Annotated in this window: 16 protein-coding genes, 2 tRNA genes and 3 pseudogenes; 2 read left to right on the top strand and 19 right to left on the bottom strand. The window is 64.7% G+C overall.

Translation table 11 applies throughout. The features are described 5' to 3' along the window. Nucleotides 1-32 precede the first annotated feature (32 nt). The 4 genes from AC1DBL_RS14075 to AC1DBL_RS14060 form a co-directional block, all read right to left on the bottom strand. Nucleotides 33-1,655 (bottom strand): GTPase, encoded by a 1,623-nt coding sequence (locus tag AC1DBL_RS14075; protein ID WP_476926347.1) that lies wholly within the window; start codon nucleotides 1,653-1,655, stop codon nucleotides 33-35. Continuing rightward, a complete protein-coding gene (locus tag AC1DBL_RS14070) occupies nucleotides 1,652-3,433 on the bottom strand; it encodes a dynamin family protein (protein WP_476926346.1) in 1,782 nt (593 codons plus the stop codon). Before AC1DBL_RS14070 ends, AC1DBL_RS14075 begins: the two co-directional genes overlap by 4 nt. Before the next feature lie 106 nt (nucleotides 3,434-3,539). Beyond that, nucleotides 3,540-3,615: transfer RNA gene (locus AC1DBL_RS14065), tRNA-Glu, on the bottom strand. 129 nt (nucleotides 3,616-3,744) lie between these two features. After that, nucleotides 3,745-3,816 (bottom strand) — tRNA-Gln (locus AC1DBL_RS14060). A 357-nt stretch (nucleotides 3,817-4,173) separates the two neighbouring features. Here AC1DBL_RS14060 and AC1DBL_RS14055 point away from each other — a divergent pair. Next, nucleotides 4,174-5,646 carry a hypothetical protein gene (locus tag AC1DBL_RS14055; protein WP_476926345.1) on the top strand — a complete coding sequence of 491 codons (1,473 nt, stop codon included), beginning with the start codon at nucleotides 4,174-4,176 and terminating at the stop codon, nucleotides 5,644-5,646. 456 nt (nucleotides 5,647-6,102) lie between these two features. On the opposite strand, the pseudogene AC1DBL_RS14050 reads toward AC1DBL_RS14055, so the two are convergent. Next, nucleotides 6,103-6,967, bottom strand: a pseudogene (locus AC1DBL_RS14050) (helix-turn-helix domain-containing protein); the annotation flags it as partial. Nucleotides 6,968-7,306: 339 nt separating this feature from the next. Further along, nucleotides 7,307-8,218, bottom strand: a complete 912-nt coding sequence (locus AC1DBL_RS14045) for a hypothetical protein (RefSeq protein WP_476926344.1) — start codon at nucleotides 8,216-8,218, stop codon at nucleotides 7,307-7,309. Nucleotides 8,219-8,672: 454 nt separating this feature from the next. On the opposite strand from AC1DBL_RS14045, the gene AC1DBL_RS14040 reads away from it, so the two are divergent. Continuing rightward, nucleotides 8,673-9,506, top strand: coding sequence for an ATP-grasp fold amidoligase family protein (locus tag AC1DBL_RS14040; RefSeq protein WP_476926343.1), 834 nt, complete (start codon nucleotides 8,673-8,675; stop codon nucleotides 9,504-9,506). 718 nt (nucleotides 9,507-10,224) lie between these two features. Here AC1DBL_RS14040 and AC1DBL_RS14035 read toward each other — a convergent pair. The 13 genes and pseudogenes from AC1DBL_RS14035 to AC1DBL_RS13975 all read right to left on the bottom strand — a co-directional run bounded on the left by AC1DBL_RS14035 (nucleotide 10,225) and on the right by AC1DBL_RS13975 (nucleotide 22,892). Further along, a complete protein-coding gene (locus AC1DBL_RS14035) occupies nucleotides 10,225-10,458 on the bottom strand; it encodes an ATP-binding protein (RefSeq protein WP_476926342.1) in 234 nt (77 codons plus the stop codon). Between the two features lie 297 nt (nucleotides 10,459-10,755). Continuing rightward, nucleotides 10,756-11,199, bottom strand: a pseudogene (locus tag AC1DBL_RS14030) (integrase core domain-containing protein); the annotation flags it as partial. A 557-nt stretch (nucleotides 11,200-11,756) separates the two neighbouring features. Further along, a pseudogene (locus AC1DBL_RS14025) lies at nucleotides 11,757-12,025 on the bottom strand (leucine zipper domain-containing protein); the annotation flags it as partial. A 105-nt stretch (nucleotides 12,026-12,130) separates the two neighbouring features. Beyond that, on the bottom strand, nucleotides 12,131-13,069 hold the full coding sequence (locus tag AC1DBL_RS14020) for a glycosyltransferase (protein ID WP_476926341.1): 939 nt from the start codon (nucleotides 13,067-13,069) through the stop codon (nucleotides 12,131-12,133). Nucleotides 13,070-13,117: 48 nt separating this feature from the next. Next, nucleotides 13,118-15,058 (bottom strand): glycosyltransferase family protein, encoded by a 1,941-nt coding sequence (locus AC1DBL_RS14015; RefSeq protein WP_476926340.1) that lies wholly within the window; start codon nucleotides 15,056-15,058, stop codon nucleotides 13,118-13,120. Between the two features lie 204 nt (nucleotides 15,059-15,262). Continuing rightward, a complete protein-coding gene (locus AC1DBL_RS14010; protein ID WP_441417443.1) occupies nucleotides 15,263-16,000 on the bottom strand; it encodes an HAD family hydrolase in 738 nt (245 codons plus the stop codon). Beyond that, nucleotides 16,000-17,535 (bottom strand): glutamate--tRNA ligase, encoded by a 1,536-nt coding sequence (gene gltX / locus AC1DBL_RS14005; RefSeq protein WP_476893364.1) that lies wholly within the window; start codon nucleotides 17,533-17,535, stop codon nucleotides 16,000-16,002. Before gltX ends, AC1DBL_RS14010 begins: the two co-directional genes overlap by 1 nt. A gap of 118 nt (nucleotides 17,536-17,653) precedes the next feature. Further along, on the bottom strand, nucleotides 17,654-18,430 hold the full coding sequence (locus AC1DBL_RS14000; protein WP_441417441.1) for a fumarylacetoacetate hydrolase family protein: 777 nt from the start codon (nucleotides 18,428-18,430) through the stop codon (nucleotides 17,654-17,656). Nucleotides 18,431-18,476: 46 nt separating this feature from the next. Continuing rightward, nucleotides 18,477-19,271 (bottom strand): MBL fold metallo-hydrolase, encoded by a 795-nt coding sequence (locus AC1DBL_RS13995; protein ID WP_441417440.1) that lies wholly within the window; start codon nucleotides 19,269-19,271, stop codon nucleotides 18,477-18,479. 25 nt (nucleotides 19,272-19,296) lie between these two features. Further along, nucleotides 19,297-19,671, bottom strand: a complete 375-nt coding sequence (locus AC1DBL_RS13990; protein ID WP_476926339.1) for a DUF1304 family protein — start codon at nucleotides 19,669-19,671, stop codon at nucleotides 19,297-19,299. 132 nt (nucleotides 19,672-19,803) lie between these two features. Beyond that, the gene (locus AC1DBL_RS13985; RefSeq protein WP_476926338.1) at nucleotides 19,804-20,916 is read right to left on the bottom strand and encodes a branched-chain amino acid aminotransferase; all 1,113 of its coding nucleotides are present in this window, start codon (nucleotides 20,914-20,916) and stop codon (nucleotides 19,804-19,806) included. 95 nt (nucleotides 20,917-21,011) lie between these two features. Next, a complete protein-coding gene (locus AC1DBL_RS13980) occupies nucleotides 21,012-22,064 on the bottom strand; it encodes a 3-isopropylmalate dehydrogenase (protein ID WP_476926337.1) in 1,053 nt (350 codons plus the stop codon). A 72-nt stretch (nucleotides 22,065-22,136) separates the two neighbouring features. After that, a complete protein-coding gene (locus AC1DBL_RS13975) occupies nucleotides 22,137-22,892 on the bottom strand; it encodes a class F sortase (protein ID WP_476926336.1) in 756 nt (251 codons plus the stop codon). Between the last annotated feature and the right edge of the window lie 16 nt (nucleotides 22,893-22,908).

Genomic DNA, 22,908 nt, shown 5'->3' with positions numbered 1-22,908 from the left:
GCTGCTTTATGCAAGCATTTCAACGGTTTTTCCTAGTGCGGAGCTGCCGCGGACTTCAAGGCGGCGTTGAAGGACTTGAGCCTGCTGATCTCCAGTTCCACCGGATCCACCACCAGTTCCTCCGCGACGGCGGCGACCGCGGTCTGGAGCCGCTTCCTGGCGGCCGCCGCACGGGCGCGCGCCGCGGAGCCGGCAATGAATTTCGCCGCGAGGGCCAGCACGATGCCCAGCAGAACTCCCCCGGCCACCATGATGGTGGGGACGGGCCAGCCCTCGATTCGCGGAATCTCCGGCACGGGCAGCTGGAAGTAGCCCAGCGCGGCCAGCACCCCCAGCCAGCCCAGGCCGCCGAGCGCGACGAGCAGCCCCAGCCACTGGACCACGTTGAAGGCGGTCCACCACCAGGAAGTGCGCCCGGCTTTAAGATCAGTGCCGGCGATCGCCTGGTCCAGAGCGTCCGGGAGCTGCTCCCTGCCCTCGCGGGCGGCGCCGCGGATGACCGCGCGCCAGGGCCCCGGCGCGCCGTCGGACGCGGCGTCGGCAAACTCCCGCACGGCGGCGTCGGTGCGGGCCCGCTCCGGGGCCCCGGCCGGCGGCAGCGAGGTACGGTTCAGCTCCGGGCGCGCCTGGGTCCGTCGCAGGTTCAGCCGCCGCAGCGGATCGGGCCGGAACCGGACCAGCCAGCGCGTCACCGGCCAACCGGTGCGGCGCGTGGCTTCCTGCCGGTAGGACCGTGCCACGGCGTCGACCACCAGCGGCACGTTTGCGGCGACGGCCAACTCCCCGGCCAGCCGCTCCCGGGTGGACCCCCTGACGCCCGCAGCCTCGCCCGCACCGGAGGCCTCGGCAAGCCTCGCCGAGGCCCGGTCGACATCCGCGGCGAGCCGTTGCGAGAGCGCCAGCCGCTGCATGACCACCTGGCGGATGGCGGCCCGGACCTTGTCCACGCCGGTGCCGACAACGGCCGAGGCGCCCAGCACCTGGACTTTGCCCAGGCCGTCCCGCGCCAGGATGCCCTTCAGGGATTCCAGCACCGGCCGGACCTCATGTTCGGGCAGGCGGTCCACCTGGTTGAGCACTACGAGGGTGACGGCGGCGTGCGAGGCGAGCGGGGCCAGGAATTCATTGTGCACCGCGGCGTCGGCGTACTTTTGCGGATCCAGCACCCACACCAGGACGTCCACGAGGCCCACCATGCGCTGCACGATCTCCCGGTTTTCGGCCCGGGTCGAGTCGAAGTCCGGCAGGTCCAGCAGAATCAGCCCGGTGGTCTCGTCGGCGAATCCGGGGACCGCCGCGGCGTGGTGCCGGGTCCGGACGTCGAGCCAGTCGAGCAGTCCGTCGCTGCCCTCGGCACCCCAGATGCCTGCCAGCGGCTCGGAGGTGGTGGGGCGCCGTGCCGCTGCGGTCGCGATTTCTTCGCCGCTGACAGCGTTGAAGAGCGATGATTTGCCGCTGCCGGTCGCGCCGAAGAAGCCCACCACGGTGTGGTCAGCCGAGAGCGAGCGGCGGGAACTCGCCCGTTCCAGGACCCCGAGCACCTCGTTCAGCGTCTCCTCGGGCAGGGCGCCCGCGGCGAGTTCCCGGGCCTCATTGAGGGCTTCCAGCCGGCGGTGCAGCTGCGAGGCCTGCTTGGCGGCGGTGTGGCGGTTCATGCCGAGGCCGCCAGCCGGCCGAGCGCAGCGGCCTGCTCCGCGAGAGTCGCCGGAGGCACTCCGTCGGGCACCTCCAGCCGTGCCAGGAAGCGCTGCTGCTCTGCCTGCAACAGCCGCCGGCAGCGCACCTGCAGGTCCTCGCGCGCCGTCTTGGCCAGCCGGCGTACGGCATCCTCGCCGAAGACGGCTTCGAGCACGCGCTGGCCCACGACGGCGGTTCCGCCGGCCACACCGATCTCCAGGCCGGTCAGGCCCGCGGTCATCGAGAAGACCACGATCATCAGTGCCGCGCCGAGACCGTTGATGCCAAAGGAGAGCCAGCGTGCCTGGCTCCGTTTGCCTTGGCCTTCGGTCCGGATCAGCTCCATCAGGCTGCCCTGCCACGCCCGGATCTCGGCGGCCACGGCGTGGGCGAAGCCCTCGCTGGTGCCGGAGAGGTCATCTGTGCCCAGAAGTTGGCGGCCGGCCGGGTCGGAGCGCCAGCGCTGGTCGGCGTCTTCGGCGGCGTTGGCGGCCTCGTCAAGGATGACAGCCTGCAGGCCTGTTTCGATCGCAGTTTCCACCCGCACGGCCGGGGTGGGTTCGCCCCGGAAGAAGGCGCCCATCCGGTCCCGCAGCCGGCCTATGTTCTGCTCCATGACGCGGAAGAACTCGCCGGTGCCCACAAAGTCCTGCCAGCGGGCAAGGACTTCACCGCGCAGCAGGGCGCCGTCGCGGGTTGCGTCGAGGATCCGGCCGACGGCGTCCTCGTACGCGCTGCTGGCGTCCGTGGCCAGCAGCCCGGCAGCGCGGTGCTGGGCTGCCACAGCGTCCGCGACGGCCTCGACCCGGCCGCCCAGCGCCTTGACCGTGCCGTTGAGCGTCCGGCGGGCAATCGCCGCGCGGCCGGCCGCGTCGGCGGCAAGTTCCTGGAGCCAGCTGCGCAGCGGCGCGACGGCGTCGACGGGCAGCATCCCCATGGCGTCCAGCGCCACCTCGGGCACCACGAAGAGCCGCGCGGAACCCAGGCCTTCGCGGCTGAGCATGGCCTGGAGATCCGCGCTGACCTCCTCCTCTGCCGCCGCCGGCACGCGGTCAAGCACGATGGCCACCATGATGTCGCGAGAGGCGGCGTCCAGCAGCAGGCGCCAAGGGACGGCGTCGGCGTAGCGGTTGGCAGTGGTGACGAACACCCACAGGTCGGCGGCCGCGAGGAGCTGGCCGGCGAGCCGGCGGTTGTCATCCGAGATGGAGTCGACGTCTGGGGCATCCAGCAGAGCGATGCCTTGCGGGACGGCCGGGTCCGCGGCGAGCACCAGGGAGGTGATGGCGGCGGCGTCCGGGGTGGGGCCCGCCTGATGTGCGGGCAGCGGCGCGGCGACCACCGTTCCGCGGATTCGGCTCAGGCTCGGCAGCACGCGCTGGTCCTCGAACCATTCGGCGTCGCCGGGGTGGTGCAACAAAATGGGCTGGCGGGTGGTCGGGCGGATCGCCCCTGCCCGGGTCACCGGGTGGCCCACCAGGCCGTTAACCAGCGTGGACTTGCCCGCGCCGGTTGAACCGCCGACGACGGCGAGCAACGGCGCATCCAGGCTGCGGTAGCGGGGCAGGATGTAGTCATCCAGCTGGGCCAGGACCTGGCGGATGTCGAGCCGCGCGGTATCGGCCCCGGGCAACGCCAGGGGCAACGACACCGTGGACAGTTCCCGCCGCACAGCCTCAAGCAACTCGACGGCGGCGCCCTGGCTTGCGGCGGGGGTCTGCGGTCCGGGGAGGCCGGTGCTTTCGTTGGAGCTCACTGCATCATCATGCCAGTTGGGCCGGGCGGGGCGGGGCCGCCGGCGTCCAGGAGGTTGGTCGCGGCAACGGAAAACGGTCCCGGGCTGATGCCCGGGACCGTTTCGATGGTGACCCCAGCGGGATTCGAACCCGCGTTACCGCCGTGAGAGGGCAGCGTACTAGGCCGCTATACGATGGGGCCAGGTACTTCCAAACAGCATCTCTGCCATTCAAGCCAAGTCAGTATTTCATAAACTCGGCGAGTGTTCCAAATCGGCCAGGCCGCTTCGGAACCCCTGATTCACCGCGGAAACCCGCGGATTATTCAGAGCTGGGATACCAGGACTCGAACCTAGAATGACGGTACCAGAAACCGTAGTGTTGCCAATTACACCATATCCCAATGGAACTTTCGGGCCGGTTCCGCAGGTCAAAACCCGCGCTCCCAGCGCCTCAGCACGAGTAATTACTTTACCCGAGAGTTTTCCCTTGCACAAATCGGTGGCGCCGCCTCGGCCCGCACCGCCGCCAGCACCCCCTCCCGACCCTTCCAAGCGTCGCTTTTTGGGATTCATCCGCAAAAACCCTTGCCAATCCGGCTCCGCCAAGTTTACGCTCGGTAAGTTACCACCGAGTAACAAACCCCTCCCCCACTCAATTGCGGGCAGAATAACGGCCAATTTTGGATGTTAGCTGCATCACAGTTGCGGTGGGCCGGCAGCAGAGCCGTTGCCGGCGAGATCGTCGAGAGGAACAACCCGTGTCACAGAGTCGTGCCGCTACCGTCCCAACCCGCACCCGGGCGCAACAGATCGCCATCGCCATCCTGGCCCTCCTGCTGATCGCGCTACTGGGGTTCTACACCCTGGTAACCGGACGCATCACGGACGGATCCGCGAGGCTCAATGACGGGGCCGGACTGGCCTCTGCCGGGGCACAGCAGTTGAAGGATGGCGCAGGCAAACTTGCCACCGGCGCCGGACAGGCCGACGTTGGCGCCGGCAAACTCTCGGACGGCGCCGCGAAGATCCAGGCCGGGATCGCGGACAAGCTCGCCCCCGGCGCGGAGAAGCTGCAGGCCGGAGCACAAAGCCTCGCCACCGGGGCCGTCAAGATCCAGACGGACGTCGACAACAAACTGGCCCCCGGCGTCTACAAGGTGGACGACGGCGCGCAGAAGCTTGCCGCCGGGGCGGTGCAGCTCTCCGCCGCCCTGACTCCCACCGCTTCCGGCACGGCGCCGAACAACCTCGCCGACGGCGCCACCCAGCTCGACGCCGGGGCGGCCAAACTGGCCGACGGGACCGGCCGCCTCGCTGCCGGCGCCACTCAGTTGAAAGCCGGGACTGACCAGCTGAAGGCCGGCACCAACCAGCTGAAGGGCTACCGCGGAGCGAACAACAATCCTGAAGCCGGCACCGGAACCGCTGCGCTGGCCCAGGCGCTTGAGCTGCTGCAGGCGGCCGCCAACGACCCGGTCCAGGGGCTCGTGCCGCTGGCTGTGGTCAAGGACAAGATTGCGAAGATCCTCGCCGGCGCCCAGCGGCTGGATGCCGGCGCGTCCCAGCTCCAAGGCGGCGCGGGCCAGCTCCAGTCCGGCGCCGGCCAGCTGGAGGCCGGGAGCGCCCAGTTGAACACCGGAGCAGGCCAGCTCCACGCCGGAACCGGGAAGCTGACGGCCGGATTCGCCACCCTGGCCGGCAAACTCAACAGCCGCGATCCCAACAGCCCCGGCGTCGTCCTGGGCACCGAACTGCTGGCCGCCGGCACAGCCAAGATCCGGGTCGGCATGGACGGCGTTCCGGGCGATCCCGAACACCCCGGCCTGCTCAAGGCCACCGCCAGGATGACTGATGGAACCTCCCGGCTGGCGGACGGCACGCAGGCGCTGCACACCGGAATTGCCGGGGACCCCGCGGATCCGGCCAACCCCGGCCTGCTGAAGGGCTCCACGGCCCTCGCCAGCGGAGCCTCGCAGCTCTCCGAGGGCAGCACCAAGCTGGCCTCGGGCTCCACCCAGCTGTCCACCGGCGCCGGCAAGCTCGCGGACGGGAACGCCCGGCTGGCGGCAGGCACCGGAACGCTGTACTCCAGCGCAGCTGCGGTGTCGCCGTCGAACATGATCAAGGCTGACGTGGCAGTGGCCCTGGGTCTCGTGGCGCTCCTCGGACTGGGCGCCGTGGGCGCCTACCTGGCGCTGCGGAACCGGCGACTGGCACAGGAGACCGACTAGCAGGGACGCGGGCCACGAAACGGGGAGTCGGTGGCGGAGACGCTTGACGGTGATCTATTGACCCCCGGCACCGTCTCGATTTTCCGCCAGTATCGCGAACGGTATATCCGCGATCGGCGGTCGAGGACCTATTCCCATCGCGCCACGGCCGATGACTCAGACAGTACCGACGGGCGGCGGCTGATTGCTCCTCCGAACCGGATGTTTTTCGCGGTTGAACCAGATACCCGACAGGTACATGAAGGCCCAGCCCCTCCAGCAGGAGTTTTCGCGCCCGCATCCTGATGGACCCCGATTGCGAATTGATCAACGCCGCGGAAGGAACGACAGCGTCTGCCCGGATAACCGGGATGGGGCTGTCTTCGGTACCGGGCAGATAGCCAAGAGTCCCACGAACACCCTCGGAAGCGCCCAGGGTCTGCGAACACGCTTTCCCGGTCTGGGGGCATCGGGCCGACAGGCTGGTGACACCCTGTTGATGAATGTGGTTCCGATGCCGGTGTGGATTCGATCAGTATTGTGGTGCTGAAGCCAGGGCGCAAGCGCGTCGCTGGTCCAGGGGCAGTGGGTTCGATGAAGCGCTGGACTGCTCCGAGGTCCGTGACCGCCTCACGGAGCGGCGGAGTTGCGGTAGGCGAAGGCATTGCCGGTAATGACGCGTTCGATCCGGTGGCTGCCGTGGCTGGCGAAATGGGCTGCGGCGCGGGTGGAACCCGGCCGCGGTGCCCCCCTTCTCGTCGGGGAGGACCTCGGCGTAGCCTATGCGGGCATGGTCATCGACCGCGACGTGGACGTAGTCGTAGCCGATTCCGCGCCCCTGGACCGGCCCCGAGCGGCCGTGGGCCCGCCGGCCGCCTCCTTGCGGGAGCCGAGCTTCTTCACGTCCAGGTGGACCAGTTCCCCGGGGCGGGCCCGCCCATACCCGTTGGTTGTTGTCCCGGCCGCGCGTACCTGGGCGCCGGTCAGCGGATCGCAGTCCGCCAGCCGCGGGCCCGTCCCGGTGCAGGATCCGGAACACCGCCCGGGCCGAGACGCCGGTGGGCGCGGGGATCCGTGGCGACCCGAACCGGATAGAGCGCCCGGCGTTCAGCACGGCTTGTTCGCGTTCGGGAATTGTCTTGGTCGCTGATGACCTCTGCCAACTCGTCCAGTCCCGCAGCCCGACCGGCCCCTCGGCCCGGAAACGTCTGACTCACCGGTACGCCGTCTGCCGGGAATTGCCCAGCTTCGCAGCGATATGGTAGACCGGGCGGCCTGCGGCCACCCGGTCAACCATCAGGCGCATTCCATGAACGGTCAGTCGGGCGTTAAAGTGGGACACGAGGATCTCCGAGCGCCAAGTGGTGAACTAGACAGCTCCACCTAGCCGGAGGTCCTCCCGGTTTTCAAGCCCTACATGTCAACAACGTCCCGGCTCAGTGCACCTAGCGACTACGGACTCGATGGTGCCAGCCACGCGAAATAACTCGTCGAAGTAGTGACGGCTCGGCCAGCGACGGGTCGACTGGTCACTTCCACAGGAATGGTCCGGCTTTGCTGGAATGCCTCGCATGCGGGGCCACTGCCATCAGAGCTTATTACTGCTCGTCACATCGCTTGGCCGGTTGGTGATTCGGCGGCCGTGGCAGCCCGTTCTGCTGGGTCGGGATGCCCTACGATGTCAGGAATGGGTGAGCGAGACAGCCGGGGGGAGGCTCTCCACCAACGCCATGGCCTCGAGGAATCCGGCTCGGAAGTGCTCTGGGCGCGGGGGCGTGTGCTGGGCGGAGTGCTCGTAAGCGAATGTATGAACTCGCTCAGCGTTGCCGCCCTCCGCCGCGGCGGCCATAAACGGAAGGTAATGGTCAGTATGGTGAAACTCCAGGGTATTGGTGGCGTACAGCACGTAGTTGGCTGTTGGTTTGGAATAGCGTCGAATGGCTGACATCCGGTCGTCCAAGCCAATGGTCCAGTCTTCATCGGGGCCTACCGACGGGGCCCTCAATTCCGGCCACACCACGTTGCGGTAGTTTTTTTGGGCGCCCCAAGCGTACCCGTTAGCGAGATACCCGTAGATACTCGTCTGCGGGTTGAACGGCAGAGCAACCGATCGGGGGACGAGGGCTGATACCTGGAGCGCCACGAAGCCGCCACCGGATGAACCCGTGAATAAGATGCGAGTAGCGCCGATCGATTTAGCGGCCGTGACCGCCCAGTCCGCGGCCGCACGCTGGGCGTCGAAGCCATCCCATCCGGTAAACCACGCCAGCTGGAAGTAATTCTCGTGGTTCAACCACAGGGAGGGGTCAGCGAAATACATCGAGGAAACGTCGTAGCCCAAGAACGAACGGAGCCGTTCGAAGCGCGGGAGCGCATTCTTATCGCGGTCGGTGGCGCCGTGAAAGCTCACCACAAGGACATCGGCTCCCTTGTTCACGAGCAACGCGTCGAAGTGCGCCCCGTTCTCGAGGGTGTGCCGGTAGCGGCCTGCTCCTGCCGAAGGATCCGGAGAGAATCCTTCGAGATCATCCATGTTCTTGAGTGGAGCGTTAAGGCCGCCGTCTTGCAGGTCGGCCGGGGAAATCAGAGTCATTTCTTTACCTTATCGTCAGCGCACCTTCGCTGCTGCAGCCCTGTCCATCAGCAACGGACTCAGGCCCAGGGCGTGGAAAGCTTTCGAGAATCACACATCGGGGCGCTCGGCACCAATGCCGCTATCCGCACCTACGGCGGGGCTATGTGCCTGCTGGAAGCAATAATGACCTCCTCCCGGCTGACCGAGGTACCGCTGCAAGAATGCGGGCAACAGCAATCGGCCCAGGGACGGACGACAAGCATGCCGACACGGACCAGGCTCAGTCTATCTTCCGACCGAATGTGGGCGAACTGCAGCGGAGAGAAGATAAGCATCTGGCCGATCATCCCAGGTCATAGCTCGCAGCCACTATGGTCCGGTCCGCACGGGGACAGACGGCCTGCGTGAGGACGCCGCCAGGCTGCTCGCTCTCACTTTCGCGCTTTCAGCCCGGACCGCTAAGATCTGGTGCGTGGATTACTTTGAGCACCTAAAGCAGCGCCTCGACGGCAATGAAGAGTTCGTTCCCGCAGGGTTGGGAGATAAGAACCGTTCGCGGGACTTCGCGAAGCTAATCGGTGTGCAAACGCCGCGTGTCTTCTTTCGAGGGGCGCTGTCAGACCTGGTCGACGCGGAGCTACCGGATGAGTTTGTTATCAAACCTTCTTACGCATCGACCTCCATCGGGATCCTACTGCTCAAGAAAGTCGAAGACAGAAAGTTCGAGGACATCCTGCAAGATCAAGTCCTGAGCATGGACGACATCCTCGAAAGATACCGCTCCATCTCCCAGCGCTACTATGACGACCCAGAGCGCGGGGAATATATCGTCGAACAGCTCTTGCGGGATCATGAAGGCTCCACTCCGCCCCAGGACATTCGCTTCTACACGTTCCAAGGTGAAGTAGGAATGATCCTCAAGGAGGACCACCTCACTGGCAGTGCGGCCCGTGCCATGTATTTCGATGGATCTTTCCTACCCTTCTCAGACGTCCATGCCCGGTACTCCGTCGCGGACAAGGCACAGCATTTGGAAGAGATAGTCACTGCGCGGACACCTGCCAATTGGCGCGAACTCCTTGCCGTTGCCAAACGTGTTTCCGCAGCGGTGCCCTCGGCGTTCTGCCGAGTGGACCTTTATGACACGCCGGACGGCGTGCATCTGGGCGAGGTGACCTTTTACCCGGGGACCTTCTACTATCGCGACCGAAAGATCATGTCTCAGGCCGAGGCGGAGCGTCTCGGGCGACTCTGGGATGAAGCCGCCGCCAAGCTAGCGGGTTCCACGAGCGGTCGTTCTTCGTAGAATCCACCTCACTGCTCAAAACTAGAGCGCAACGCCAAAGCGCCTTCATTGTCTTCATGAACAACGGATCGAGTCCTGCGGGTTAGACAAGGGACGAGAAAAAACAACGCACCATAATCAGTGGTTACGTCCTCCCATTTCCACGCTGCTTTATCGCGACTGACTGCTACACCTCAAACAGATGCCCCTTTAAAATCCACTAACGTGACGCGTAGCGTCCTCGAGCTGTTCGGCCCCCTCACCACCCAGCTCGCCGCGGGGGCAACCACGTCTCAGTCCTTGATGTCTAGCGTTCCAGACCCGGAGCTTTGAATCGATTGGTTTCGAATCCGACCCCGTCTCCGCTTATCGTGCGCACCCAGGCAGGTCAGGACGGCCTCTGATTCGAGGACCTCACCCTGAGATGGCGGACCCGGTGTCAGCGATGCTCGATAACTGAGCCGTTCGTGGGTTGAAAAGTGTGCTTCGTGATCGTTCGTTATTCCGCCTAATTGTCCGGTCGTGTCGAAGGCATGGGCCCGTCGACGTAGGTTCGACGGTGGCTTGAGCCCCAAGGGTGACTTCCTTTGCGCAAAGGACGATGGAAGCGATCATGGCCGAGGCGAGGACTCGGTCTCCGATACGTGGCCCCCAGTGTGCGAACAGCAGGTTCCAGGTCAGAGTCGGTGAGGCGTGCCGCAGCGGTGGTCGCCCGCCCTGGAACCGGGCAACCATGTCGTTAACAGTCGCGAACACGGCCCGGCGGCCCGACTGGGTGCCCCCGGCGGCGACGGGCCGCTGGGTGGGTTTTGCCAGCTCCGGAAGGCCCGCGCAAGACGATGATGGATGCTTCGCTGGGGAACTGGCTGGTTTCCAGGTCCACGATCGTGTTACGTTCGAGGCCGGGCTGGTAGTCGAAACTGAAGCTCTCCCTCATTTTGCGCTTAGAAGCGCTTCGGGACCTGGCGACCACCAATGTTGACCTTGAACACCGCGCAGGTCATCGGTGTGACGAACGCGGCCGTACAGGCTTCGGCAGGTGGGTCGTCGCTCGCCGGTCCGACCAAGCGCCGCGGCGACCGAGTCGTCCTCCTCAACCCTTCGGCGGCACTCCGTAATGCCTCCGGATGCGGTTCCCGGGACCTCGTCGAACATAGCGGGCCACAGACGGCCCGTCTCTCGCTCACGCTCTCCCACTGATGGAAGTCAATCGAAGTCCTCATCATAGCCCGCGAGACCGCAGCGACGGTCGCAGCAAGAAAACCCGCCATCAACCGTTTGAAACGGACCGGCCGGGAGCCGGCCCAGCTGTCCCGCCCCCAGGCAGGTTGGCTAAGCCGCTGATGGGCGGGTGGCCTCCGATTGCGGTGTTAGGCCTTTGGTGATTGTAGTATTGCAGCCGTGCCGGGAGGGCGCTTCTGCGGGCCGATTCGGAGGCGTAGAAGCGTTTGAACGCCCACCCCTCGGCGAGTGTTCGGTGGAAGCGTTCGATCTTTCCATTGGTCTGCGGCCGGTAAGGGCGGGTCTTCTTTGGCGTGATGCCCAGTTCCCGGCACTTGTCCCACCAGAGATGGGATTTATGGGCCGAGCCGTTGCCGGAGAGGACCTGTTTGACTGTGACGCAGCGGGCGGTAAACCATGACACTGCCCGCTGGAGTACTCCAACTGCGGTAGCCGCCGTTTCATCTCCGTGGAACTCTGTGCAAGCGACCCGGAAGAGGCATTGGGGTTGGGACATGAGGACCTCACGGTCGCTGCAGCGCTTGTCTACGCAACTCAACTGTGCAGCCGGAGGTCCCCAGCTATAAGTCAGCGACTCCAGCGAGTCACCACATTCACCGAACCCACGTCCCTGGGCAGTACACCCAGCCGAACTCGAACCTCGTGCATCAGGCTCGGAAGTGCAGTCCGAACGGCGGCATATGCATTCATCGGGGAATTCGCCACAAACCGCGGGGAACCTGTTCCGACACAGTTCCACCGGACCGCATTACGGCGTTCACGAATAGGTCCGGGGGCCTGTTCGTGGACCGCGCGACGATGGACCTGAGGCTCGGATTCAAAGAACGGTAACCGGGCACACCGTGGCTCTGAGCAAGACAATCGGCCTTAATCGCGTTTGAGGCTTGCGGCCCCACTCAAAGTCCAGCGCAACAACGATCCCAACCCTACAGGCCTGCGGGCCGGCTTGCCCCCGCAGGCCAAGGCTCGAGCGCCCACAAAGCACGAAGAGCCGATACACATACTAACGTCTCGGGTCTCAGCTCTAGTTCCGCTGCGGCGGGTGCAATGCAGCGCCAGACTCCGCCGCTCCGTGCCGGGCTTGGTGCGATTCGGGCTCCGGTACGGCAGCGATGACAAGTCATCCTTCCATCCTCACCGCAGGCCCGGTACCGGTGCGCCCGTTGCCTCGCCGTGGCCGGCGAGCATCGGAACCGTTGTGCGGCGCGGCGCAAAGTCCGCCCTCCTCGCTAACCAGCCCGGCGAGCTTTCCCGCGCCTGAGCGTCGGGTCTGCATTGGCATTGCTGACGTAGGACACGAGAGCCTCCTGGCGTCGAGATGAGTGTGGTAACCCAAATCGGTACCGGAGGCTCTCCGTCTTTACATCGCGCCACGCGGTTCACAAACTGCCCCGGAACTGCACCTAGAGTTCTGAGGGCTTCGGAAGACCAGCAGCTTCCAGGATCGCCCCCGCCATGCCGACTAGGGAACCAACAGGCACCAAACGGTAATCCTCTATCGGATGCTCACGGAGCGGCCCAACATCGTAGGCAACGACAGAGGCACCACACGCACCAGCCTCGGCGACACCATAGCCGAAGGACTCCGAAAGCGCAGTACTGCAGAAGACTCCACCCCGCTCCGCCACCGCTCGATGAATGGAGCCCATTTCTTGCTGAGCCACATTTAAGTAGACATCAACTCGATCCTCTACATCGTAGTACGCTGCTGCCGCCAGCAGAGAACCCATCCGGGCGGGGTCTGTCTCCAAACTTGCGATCATTAGTCCGTAAAAGTTATCCGGCAACAACTTTAGGACACGAAGAAAATCGATGTAGTTTTTCTGGGTATTTTCAAATCGCCCAATCCACAACAGCGGCGTCATGCCGTCGCGGGAGAGAAATTGCGCTGAAGGCCCCTCCAAGTTGAACGAAGTCCGGTCCACCATATTGGGCACCGATTTCACTTGGACGTGCTTTCTTCGCGGCAAACGTGATCGCACAAAATCGGCCGCCCATTCGCTGGGAGCATGAATCTCGTCGACCGCATCAAAGCTGAGTTTCGCTAGCTCGGCCTCGACAATCGATGCGATCGGTGAGTGGAACTCATAGAATATCGAGGTAGTGCCGTCCCACTCCAGTTGTGCAGGCAGGTCCGGAAGGCTGGTGATGGAAACCTCATGATATTTGAAAATACTGAGTAGATAATTTATGTAGTTCTTTAGCCTATCCTTACGGACAATCCTCACGGTGCAGTTTGGGAGTGCTTCATAGGTCTGCAGACCGCCCCGGTCGAACAAAAAGACAAAATCGTACTGGGTGTCAGGATTCTCGAGCGCACGCGCTCGATAGACGCTGGTCATTCCCCCTAGTGAACAATTCGTATATACGGTCAAAACGCGTTTCTTCACTTAAACCCCTTCAAGAATTGCCAGCATTTCCAGTGCTCGCTTAGACCAGGTCACCTCGGTGATATAGGCTTCGTAGGACGCGAGCTCAGCTGGCGTTATCGGCCGTGAAACGGCGTCCTGAACGCCATTGACTGCTGACTCGACATCCGTGTAAACCCAAGTGCCCGGGATACTCTCCACCGATCCCATGGGGGCACTAACAGTCCTGAGGCCCAGGGCGACGTACTCATAAACCTTGTTGGGATCAACACCGTAAGTCAGCGGCGATATCTTAAATGGTATGAGACCTGCCCGCCACCCCTTTGCGTATTCAATGCATTCATGGTGCGGCATGGCACCTAGATAAGCCACATTTATTGGAAGTGCGAGATCCTCGGGGAACTCATGCCCGATAATCTCGAAGTCCACCTGGGGTAACCGCTGCGCCACCGCGATGAGCAGATCCCAGTCAAACCAAGAAGGCGTGAGGTGACCGATGTAGCCAACCTTCTTCGAGTTACGTCTGAGCTCCATGGACGCATCCGTGCGCAAATAGGCCGCACTCTCAACTAGTTCATCTGGCGCGGCATTGGGGACCAATCTGACATCGTTTCGGCCAGCTATGGTGGAGATCTTCTCTCGAAGCCTCGGACTAACGGCCACCACGAGGTCAGAACGCTTGGCGACGCGCGCCTCAAGAAGTGGATTGAACCACTTGGAATAGCCTACTCGGTTGAACTCTTCCATATCATCACGTACTTCGTACATGACCGTCCATCCGCTGTCTTTCATCCGATCGATCGAAGAAGCCGTCTGGAGGTCCGTAAACGAAGAACATATGAACTTGTTCTTTCGACCTTTGCGCTGAATTGCAACATCCATGAAGGTCTTGAAGTTCTTGCGGTCCATCTGGAGAATGCGTTCGTGCGGCCTGGACGATTCGTCAGCTTCAAGCGAACCGAACGGGAAAAAGACCACCCAGTTGCCCGCTTTCGCATATTCTAGAGCGAGCCGGTTGGATCGCAACAGCAAACTCCCGTTTCCAATAGCGCGGGCTGTTGTATAAATAACAATGAGGCCGTCATCTTCAGGCATACCTTCGAAGAAACGCCGCAATGGCAAATCAGAGGTACTAGATTCTGCTTCTGAGAAGAAGCGGACTTCAGGCGCCTGGGATAGCGTTATGCGACCGGCAGTCCAGTCCTGACCCCTTAGTCGAACAGAGCGGCAGTCAGCCGGGAGCCTAATGGAAGTAGAGAGCTCGCAATCCTGCTGTTCTAGCCCGGCCTCCAAATAGAGGAACGCTCCGTGCAGCGGATTCACCGCGAGATCCCCTGTCGGCGGCAGTAGGTCTCCTCCGACGCCAAGAAAATCAACCAGTATCAACGCCTTGGTCGCCTTGCGCTGGTCATCCCCCTGGAACTTAAATCCGAGGTGCAACTCACTTGTTTCATCTGGCACCGTAAGCGTGGCGGTGTAATCGCTGACCGGCATCGGCACTGGCTCGCCCATGACGGTGAGGAACTCCGAGTTTTCATTAGTACCTTGCCGCTGCAGAACCGGGAGGCGGTTCAGAATGGTGGCTACCTTGTTGTTCCACACATGGCCGTTTAGCTCGCAACGAACTGCCCCGGGGGGTACCTCTAAGTTCTGGAAGGTATGAGCCGGGCTTGTGTCTCGGCTCGGTTCGAGATAAAAGAACGGCCCATGCACCTTACTGATGAAGTGCTTTTCCACCGCCTCGACGACGAGTCCGTCCTGATCGTAGAACTTGTACGCGACCAGAGCGGCACGCGGCACCCCATGCGGTTCAGAAAGCGATTCAATTGAAACCAAGATGCTCGTGCAACCCTCAGTGATTTCAATCTTACCGTGGTACTCCGAAATGCTCTGATTTACCGCCGCTGACATGAGGTCAAACTCAGATGGTTCTTGGTCTAACATTTCGCTTTTACCTGTCATTGCTACGTGTACCTCTTCATGTCAGTTCGCCGTTCAATGTTTCCTGATGAATTCTTCTTGGCACGACCGCCAGGTCCTGCAGTCCCTACTGCGTTCGCGCTCAGCATTTAGCGATCCGCGATCCTTGTTCTTATGTCCTTGCCAAGTTGCTTAAACAAGAAGTCATGACTGAACGAATATATACCGAATCGCCCGACTGCCGCGTCAGGCCAGCAGCTCCAGCAGCGAACCGATCTCGCGCCCGGAGAAGCCTGCTGCGGGCTCCCCGCCGCGGTTCAGCCACACGCCCAGCAGGCCCGCCGCCGTCGAGCCTTCCGCGTCAAGAAGCCGGTTGTCGCCGACATACAGCGTTTCGCCGGCCCCGGTTCCGAGCCGGCGCACCCCTTCGAGGTAGATCGCGGGATCCGGCTTGGGCACGCCGACCGTGTCCGTGCCCACGAGGACGCCGATGCGCCCCAGCCCGGCGGCGTCAAGCTTCACCCGCTGGTAGTCGTGCACATTGTTGCTCACCGCCCCGTACGGAACGCCGGCGGCGTCGAGCGCGTCCAGCAGCGGCGCCACGTCGTCAAAGGCACGGATGTAGCTGTGCTGGCGGCTGGCGTAGGAGCTCACCCAGTGGTGGGCCTGCTCGCCCTCCTCGAGTTCGACGCCGAAGTGACCCAGCGCGGCCCGGCCGCGCAGCAGCCGTTGTTCGTTGAAGCTCAGTTCGCCGGCCAGGTAGCGGTCGTAGAAATGGGTCGTCTCCCGCGTGAAGATCCGCCCGAACCGCTCCCAGCCGGCCTCATCGAGACCGGGAAGGAGGTGTTCGCTGACATCCCGCAGGGCGGTCGTCATCGCGAACTCGAGGTCCACGAGGGTGTCGTCGATGTCGAACAGCACCCCGCGGATGCCGTCCAGACCGGCGGCGAGGATCCCGCTCCCGGACCCGGACCCGCCGTTCATCAGCCGCGGAACGCGCGCAGGCGGGCCAGGGACGAATCCTTGCCCAGGATGACCATGGACTCGAACAGCGGCGGCGAGATCCGGCGCCCGGAGATGGCCGTGCGGACCGGGCCGAACGCCAGGCGCGGTTTCACGCCCAGGCCTTCCACCAGGGCCTCCTTGAGGGCGGCCTGGATGTTGTCCGCGGTCCAGTCGGCCACGGGTTCCAGCGCTGCCAGGGCCGCGTCGAGCACCTCGGTCAGGTTCTCCGGGAGGCCCTTGCGGGCGTCGTCGGCGACGTCGATCGCGTCGTCGGCCTTGAACAGGAAGGCCAGCATCTCAGGCGCTTCGCCGAGCAGCGAGATGCGCTCCTGGATCAGCGGCGCTGCTTCCGCGAGGATCTCCTCCTCACGGGCGCTCAGCTGCTCCCCGACCAGGCCGGCGGACTGCAGGTAGGGAACCAGGCGGCCGCGGAAGTCCTCCGGGTCCAGCATGCGGATGTGCGTGCCGTTAATCGCTTCGGCCTTCTTGATGTCGAAGCGGGCCGGGTTGGCCAGCACGTCATTGACGTCGAAGTTTTCGATCAGCTGTTCAACGGTGAAGATGTCCTCGTCCGCGGAGAGGCTCCAGCCCAGCAGGGACAGGTAGTTCAGCAGGCCTTCGGGGATGAAGCCGCGGTCCCGGAGCAGGAAGAGGTTGGACTGTGGGTCGCGCTTGGAGAGCTTCTTGTTGCCCTCCCCCATGACGTACGGCAGGTGCCCGAAGACGGGCAGGTAGCTGGCGACGCCGATCTCCATGAGCGCGCGGATCAGGACGACCTGGCGGGGCGTGGAGGAGAGCAGGTCCTCGCCGCGCAGCACGTGCGTGATACCCATCAGGGCGTCGTCGACCGGGTTGACCAGGGTGTAGAGCGGCGAGCCGTCGGCACGGACGATCACGTAGTCGGGGATGCTGCCGGCCTTGAAGGTGATCTCGCCACGGACCATGTCCGTGAAGGTGACGTCCTCGTCGGGCATCCGCACGCGCAGCACGGGCTTGCGGCCCTCGGCCTTGAACGCAGCGAGCTGTTCCTCGGACAGATTCCGGTCGAAGTTGTCGTAGCCCAGCTTGGGGTCGCGGCCGGCGGCGCGGTGGCGGGCTTCGACTTCCTCCGGGGACGAGTAGCACTCGTAGGCGTAGCCGGCCTCCAGGAGCTTGGCCACGACGTCCTTGTAGAGGTCCAGGCGCTGGGACTGGCGGTACGGCTCGTGCGGGCCGCCCACTTCCACGCCCTCTTCCCAGCTGATGCCGAGCCACTTGAGCGCCTCGAGCAGCTGCTGGTAGCTCTCCTCCGAGTCGCGTGCCGCGTCCGTGTCCTCGATGCGGAACACGAAGGTGCCCTTGGTGTGCTTCGCGTGGGCCCAGTTGAACAGGGCCGTGCGGATCAAGCCGACGTGCGGGGTGCCGGTCGGCGACGGGCAGAACCGGACGCGGACCGGGGTTTCGGCGGTGACTTCACGGGTCATTTCCGTGGTGGCGGTGCTGGAGGCGGCGTCGGGCGCAGAAGGAGTAGTCATAGTGGTACCAACTTTACCGCGTGCCCGCCGTCGGATTCCGCTGCGGAAACGGACAGCCGCACCGTGGGTCCACGGTGCGGCTGTCCGAAATCGGCGCGGTTTCTTCCGCGTGGGGCAGTTAGCGGCGGACCACCGGGTTGGAGAGGCGGCCGATGCCCTCGATCTCGACCTCGAACCGGTCTCCTGCCTTGACCAGGCCAACGCCGGCCGGGGTGCCGGTCATGATGACGTCGCCGGGGAGCAGGGTGAAGGCCTGCGAGACGATGGAAACGAGTTCGCGGACGCCGCGGATCATCTGGCTGGTGCTGCCGTCCTGGCGGAGCTCGCCGTTAAGCCGGCCCTGGATCTGCAGGTCCTCGGTGTCCAGTTCGGTCTCGATCCACGGCCCCAGCGGCGCCGAGGTGTCGAAGCCTTTCGCCCGTGCCCACTGCAGATCGGTCTTCTGGACGTCCCGGGCGGTGAGGTCGTTGCCGCAGGTGTAGCCGAAGACGACGTCATCGACGCGCTCCTCCGGGACGTCCTTGCAGATACGGCCGATCACGACGCACAGCTCGGCTTCGAAGGAGACCTCCTCGGAGAACTCCGGCAGGATGATCGGATCGTTGGGGCCGATCACCGAGGTGTTGGGCTTGAGGAAGAGCAGCGGCTGCGCCGGCACCTCGTTGCCGAGCTCGCGGGCGTGTTCCACGAAGTTGCGCCCGACGCCGATGACCTTGCTGCGCGGGATGATCGGGGCGAGGAGGCGGACGTCCTCCAGCTTGTGCTTGACGGCGGTCCGCTCCACACCGTGGAAGAAGGGGTCGCCATTGATGACAGTGACTTCCTCACTGCCGGGCTGGCCCTCAACAATGCCGTACATGGGATCAGAATCGACTACAAACCGGGCGATACGCATGGTTCCTAGCGTACCGTCTCAGGCGGCAAGGCCCGGGCTGCGCGATTCAGGAGGGGCCACGTGAGCGCAGGTAATCGAGTTGTGCGGCGACGGACAGTTCCGCCGCGGGCCGGACAGCCGGGTCGACGGCGGCGTAGACGGCGTCGGCCACTTCTTCGACGCCCGCCTCCGCTCCGAGCCCGGCGAGGGCGGCGCGGATCTGGGCCAAGCGGTCCTGCCGGTGGTCCCGGTAGGCGCGAACGATGCTGTCCAGCGCCGGAAGCATGGGGCCGTGGGCGGGCAGGACGGTGGCCGGACCCAGGCTTTCCAGCCGGTCCAGGGACTCGAGGTAGTCCCCCAGCTTGCCGTCGGGGTAATCCAGGACGGTGGTGCCGACGCCTAAGATGGTGTCCCCGGTGAGGACTGCGCCGTGGGCTCCGTCCTGGGGCAGGTGGAAGCAAACCGAGTCGGAGGTGTGGCCAGGTGTCGCCAGCACGCGGATTTCCACCCCGGCGGCATGCAGCACCTCGCCCTCCCGAAGCGGCTCTCCCCCGTGGCAGTGTGCGGGGTCTGCGGCGCGGACGGGGGCTCCGGTGAGTTCGGCGAAGCGTGCCGCGGCCGCGGTGTGGTCGGCGTGGCGGTGCGTAATGAGGATCAGTTCGACGGCGCCGTACTGGGTCAGTTCGCGCAGGTGGTCTTCGTCGAGGGGTCCCGGATCCACCACCACGACGCCGGCCGAGCCGGGTGCCGCCACCACGTAGGAGTTGGTGCCGTGCAGGCTCATCGGGCCCGGGTTCGGGGCAAGGCGGAACCGCGTCAGCTCGGTGCTGCGGACCAGGGCGCGGGCATCATCGGGAATCACTCTTCCATCTTCCCACCGGGGACGCTCAAAGGAGCAGCAGGACGACAATGACGGCGGGCAGAAGGGCCTCGGCGATGGCGCTGGCCCAGAGCCGGCGCTCGGACAGGACCAGAATGATGCCCAGCAGGACGTGGCCGACGGCGGTGAATAACAGGAGGGTTCGGCCGGCCGCCGGCTCCGCACCGGTCAGCATGAGCGCACCGATAATCGCGCCCACGCCCCAGATCATGTTGTAGAAGCCGAGGTTGAAGGTCCACATCCGTACCGCCGCGACGTCTTCCGGTTCGATCAGGAAGAGCCGGTAGAACCGCTGGTCACGGAAGAAAAACGACTCCAGGATGCCGACGGCGATCAGGACGATCCCGAAAACGATGCCCAGAACCTGTATCAGCCCAGTCATGGCTCCAGTGTGGCGCTGCGGCCGGCAGGAAAACAGGGACTTCCGGACCATAAGGGTGTGTTGGCTGGCGGCCGCAAACTGCGGCGGCCCGCACCCGAAGGTGCGGACCGCCGTCGTACTTGTTGCTGCGGGCTACGCCAGGCGGGTCAGCCAGCCGTGCGTGTCCTCCACGGTCCCGGTCTGGATGCCGAGCAGCTGCTGGCGGATGGCCATGGTGGTCTCGCCGGCCGTGGCGTCCTCGGAGCCGATGAACTCGGTATCGTCCTTGAGCACGCCGATCGGGGTGATGACGGCTGCGGTGCCGCAGGCGAAGACCTCGGTGATCTCGCCGGAGGCGACACCGTCGCGCCACTCATCCAGGGTGATCTTGCGCTCGGTGACCTCGCGGCCCATGTCCCGGGCGACCTGCATCACGGAGGAGCGGGTGACGCCCTCCAGGATGGTCCCGGACAGCGCGGGGGTCACCAGCGAGCCGTCCTTCATCACGAAGAAGACGTTCATTCCGCCGAGTTCCTCGACGGCGTTGTCGTTGAACTGGTCCAGGAACAGGACCTGCTTGCAGCCGTGCGCCTCGGCTTCCTGCTGCGCAATGAGGGAGGCTGCATAGTTGCCGCCGCACTTGGCGGCGCCGGTGCCGCCGCGGCCGGCACGGGCGTATTCGCGGGAGATCCAGATGGAAACCGGCTTCAGTTCGCCGCCGAAGTAGTTGCCGGCCGGAGAGGCGATGACGCGGAACGACACTTCGCGGGCAGCCCGGACGCCCAGGAAGGCCTCGGTAGCGATCATGAAGGGGCGCAGGTAGAGGGCCTCGCCGTCGCCGGAAGGAACCCATTCCCGGTCCACGGACACGAGCTCGCGGATGGCGGTAAGGAAGTATTCCTCCGGAAGCTCCGGGAGGGCGAGCCGGCGCGCAGACTTGTTCAGGCGCGCGGCGTTGGCTTCGGGCCGGAACGTCCAGATGGAGCCGTCGGCGTGGCGGTAGGCCTTAAGCCCTTCGAAGATCTCCTGGCCGTAGTGAAGGACCGCTGCGGAAGGATCAAGCATGATGGGACCGTAGGGTTCGATCCGCGGATCGTGCCAGCCGCCTCTGCCCTCGGCGTCGACGCTGTAGTCGACGATCGCGGTGTGGTCGGTGAAATGGTCGCCGAATCCCGGGTTGGCCAGGATGGCTGCACGTTCTTCAGCGGACTTCGGGGTTGCCGAGAGCCGCTGGCTGAATTCGACGCCATGGGCAGTCTGGGTCATGGTTCCTCCACGGTCGGCTGCCTGGTGTATGAACGTGGTTCATCCTCGGACCACGGCAGCATTTTGGTGATTCGCAACAAGCTTACGCCCGGGTGTCAGAGGGCGGCGGCGATCGCGTCGCCGATGGCGGCGGTGCTCCGGTAACTGCCGTCCCGGCTTTCGACGTCGGCGGCGACGGCCGCCTCGATCTTCCGTGCCGCAGTTGCGTAGCCCAGGTGGTCCAGCAACAGCGCTGCGGACAGGATGGCCGCGCTGGGGTCGGCCTTCTGCTGGCCGGCAATGTCCGGCGCCGATCCGTGGACCGGCTCGAACATGGACGGCGCGGTGCGGTCCATGTTGATGTTGCCCGAGGCTGCGAGGCCGATGCCGCCGGTGATAGCGGCGGCAAGGTCGGTGAGGATGTCACCGAAGAGGTTGTCCGTGACGATGACGTCGAAGCGCGCCGGGTCGGTGACCATGAAGATCGTGGCAGCATCCACGTGCAGGTAGTCGTGGCTGACCTCGGGGAATTCCTGCGCCACTTCTTCCACGGTCCGCTTCCAGAGGTGCCCGGCGAAGACCAGGACGTTGTGCTTGTGCACCAGGGTCAGCTTCTTGCGCGGGCGCTCGTTGGCGCGGCGGAAGGCATCCCGGACCACACGCTCCACACCGTGGGCGGTGTTCAGCGAGACTTCGGTGGCCACCTCGTGCGGGGTGCCGGCCCGCAGCGTCCCGCCGTTGCCGACGTACGGCCCCTCGGTGCCTTCGCGGACCACGATGAAGTCGATGTTGCCCGGGTTCGCGAGCGGGCTGCCGACGCCGGCGTACAGCCGGGAGGGGCGCAGATTCACGAAGTGGTCCAGGCTAAAGCGCAGCTTGAGCAGCAGTTCGCGTTCGATGATCCCGGAGGGGATCCGGGTGTCGCCGGGGGCGGCTCCCACCGCGCCAAAGAGAATGGCGTCCCGGGTACGGAGGTCGGCGAGGGTTTCTGCCGGCAGCGTCTCCCCCGTCTCCAGCCAGTGCTGGGCGCCGAGCTTGTAGTGGGTCTGCTTCAGGTCGATGCCTTCGGCGGCGGCGGCCTTCTCCAGGACCTTTAGCGCCTCGGCCGTAACTTCCGGGCCGATGCCGTCGCCTGGGATGACTGCGAGATCAATCGTGGATGCGCTCATGTTTTCAGGGTAGCCAAGGCATCCACATGCTGGTCAAATTGTCTCAATATTCGGAAGGGCGGCGGGGGATCCTCAGCCGGCCGCAACCGGGGACGCGACCACGGTCACGTTCTTTCCCCAGAGGTCCCCGGTATAGCAGGAAATCAGCACCAGTCGATTGGGGACGACGGACCAGATTGGGCTGTCCTTCAGGCCCGACTTGAGGTAGGTGGTCACGGAATCCACCTTGTAGGTGATGACGCCGGTGGCCGTCTGTACAGTCAATTTGTCGCCGCGTGCGGCCATCGTGCTCAGGTGGTTGAAGGGCGCGTCGACGCCCTGCCAGCTGTGGCCGACGACGTAGGTGGTGTTTGTCGACCCGACACCTGGCACGCCGAAGGGGGTGAGCCAGTAGCCGTCCATGGTTTCGGGAGGAACGATGCTCTGGCTTGCAGCTTCACTCTGGCTGGGCTGCAGGGGATGAATCACCACGTCCATCCGCGCTGCGGGATAGGAAATGCGCTGCGGGGCGGCCGCAGCCGGGCCCGGCGCCGGCGGGGCGGTGCGTCGGACGGCCGCCTTGGGGGCTGCCTTTTGTGGAGCAGACGAGGTGGGTCCAGGGGCGGACGGAACCGGGCTTTGCGCTGCTGCGGTGGCCGTAGGAATGGGTCCCGCTGCGGGCCCGGCGGCGCCGCTACCTCCGGCATTGAGACCGAAGGCCGCGTAGACGAGCCACGCCGCCAGCAGCCCAACGATGCAGGCGACCAGCACCAGTTTGTCCCGGCCACCCAGCAGCAGTCCACGCGGTGCCGTCTCGACGGAATGATCGGCATTACGGCGAAGGGCCATGAGAGCTCCTGGTGCA

The organism is Arthrobacter sp. 10T44, from assembly GCF_056393885.1.
The sequence above is the reverse complement of the archived record's forward strand: the minus strand, read 5'-3'. Positions and strand labels throughout refer to the sequence as shown.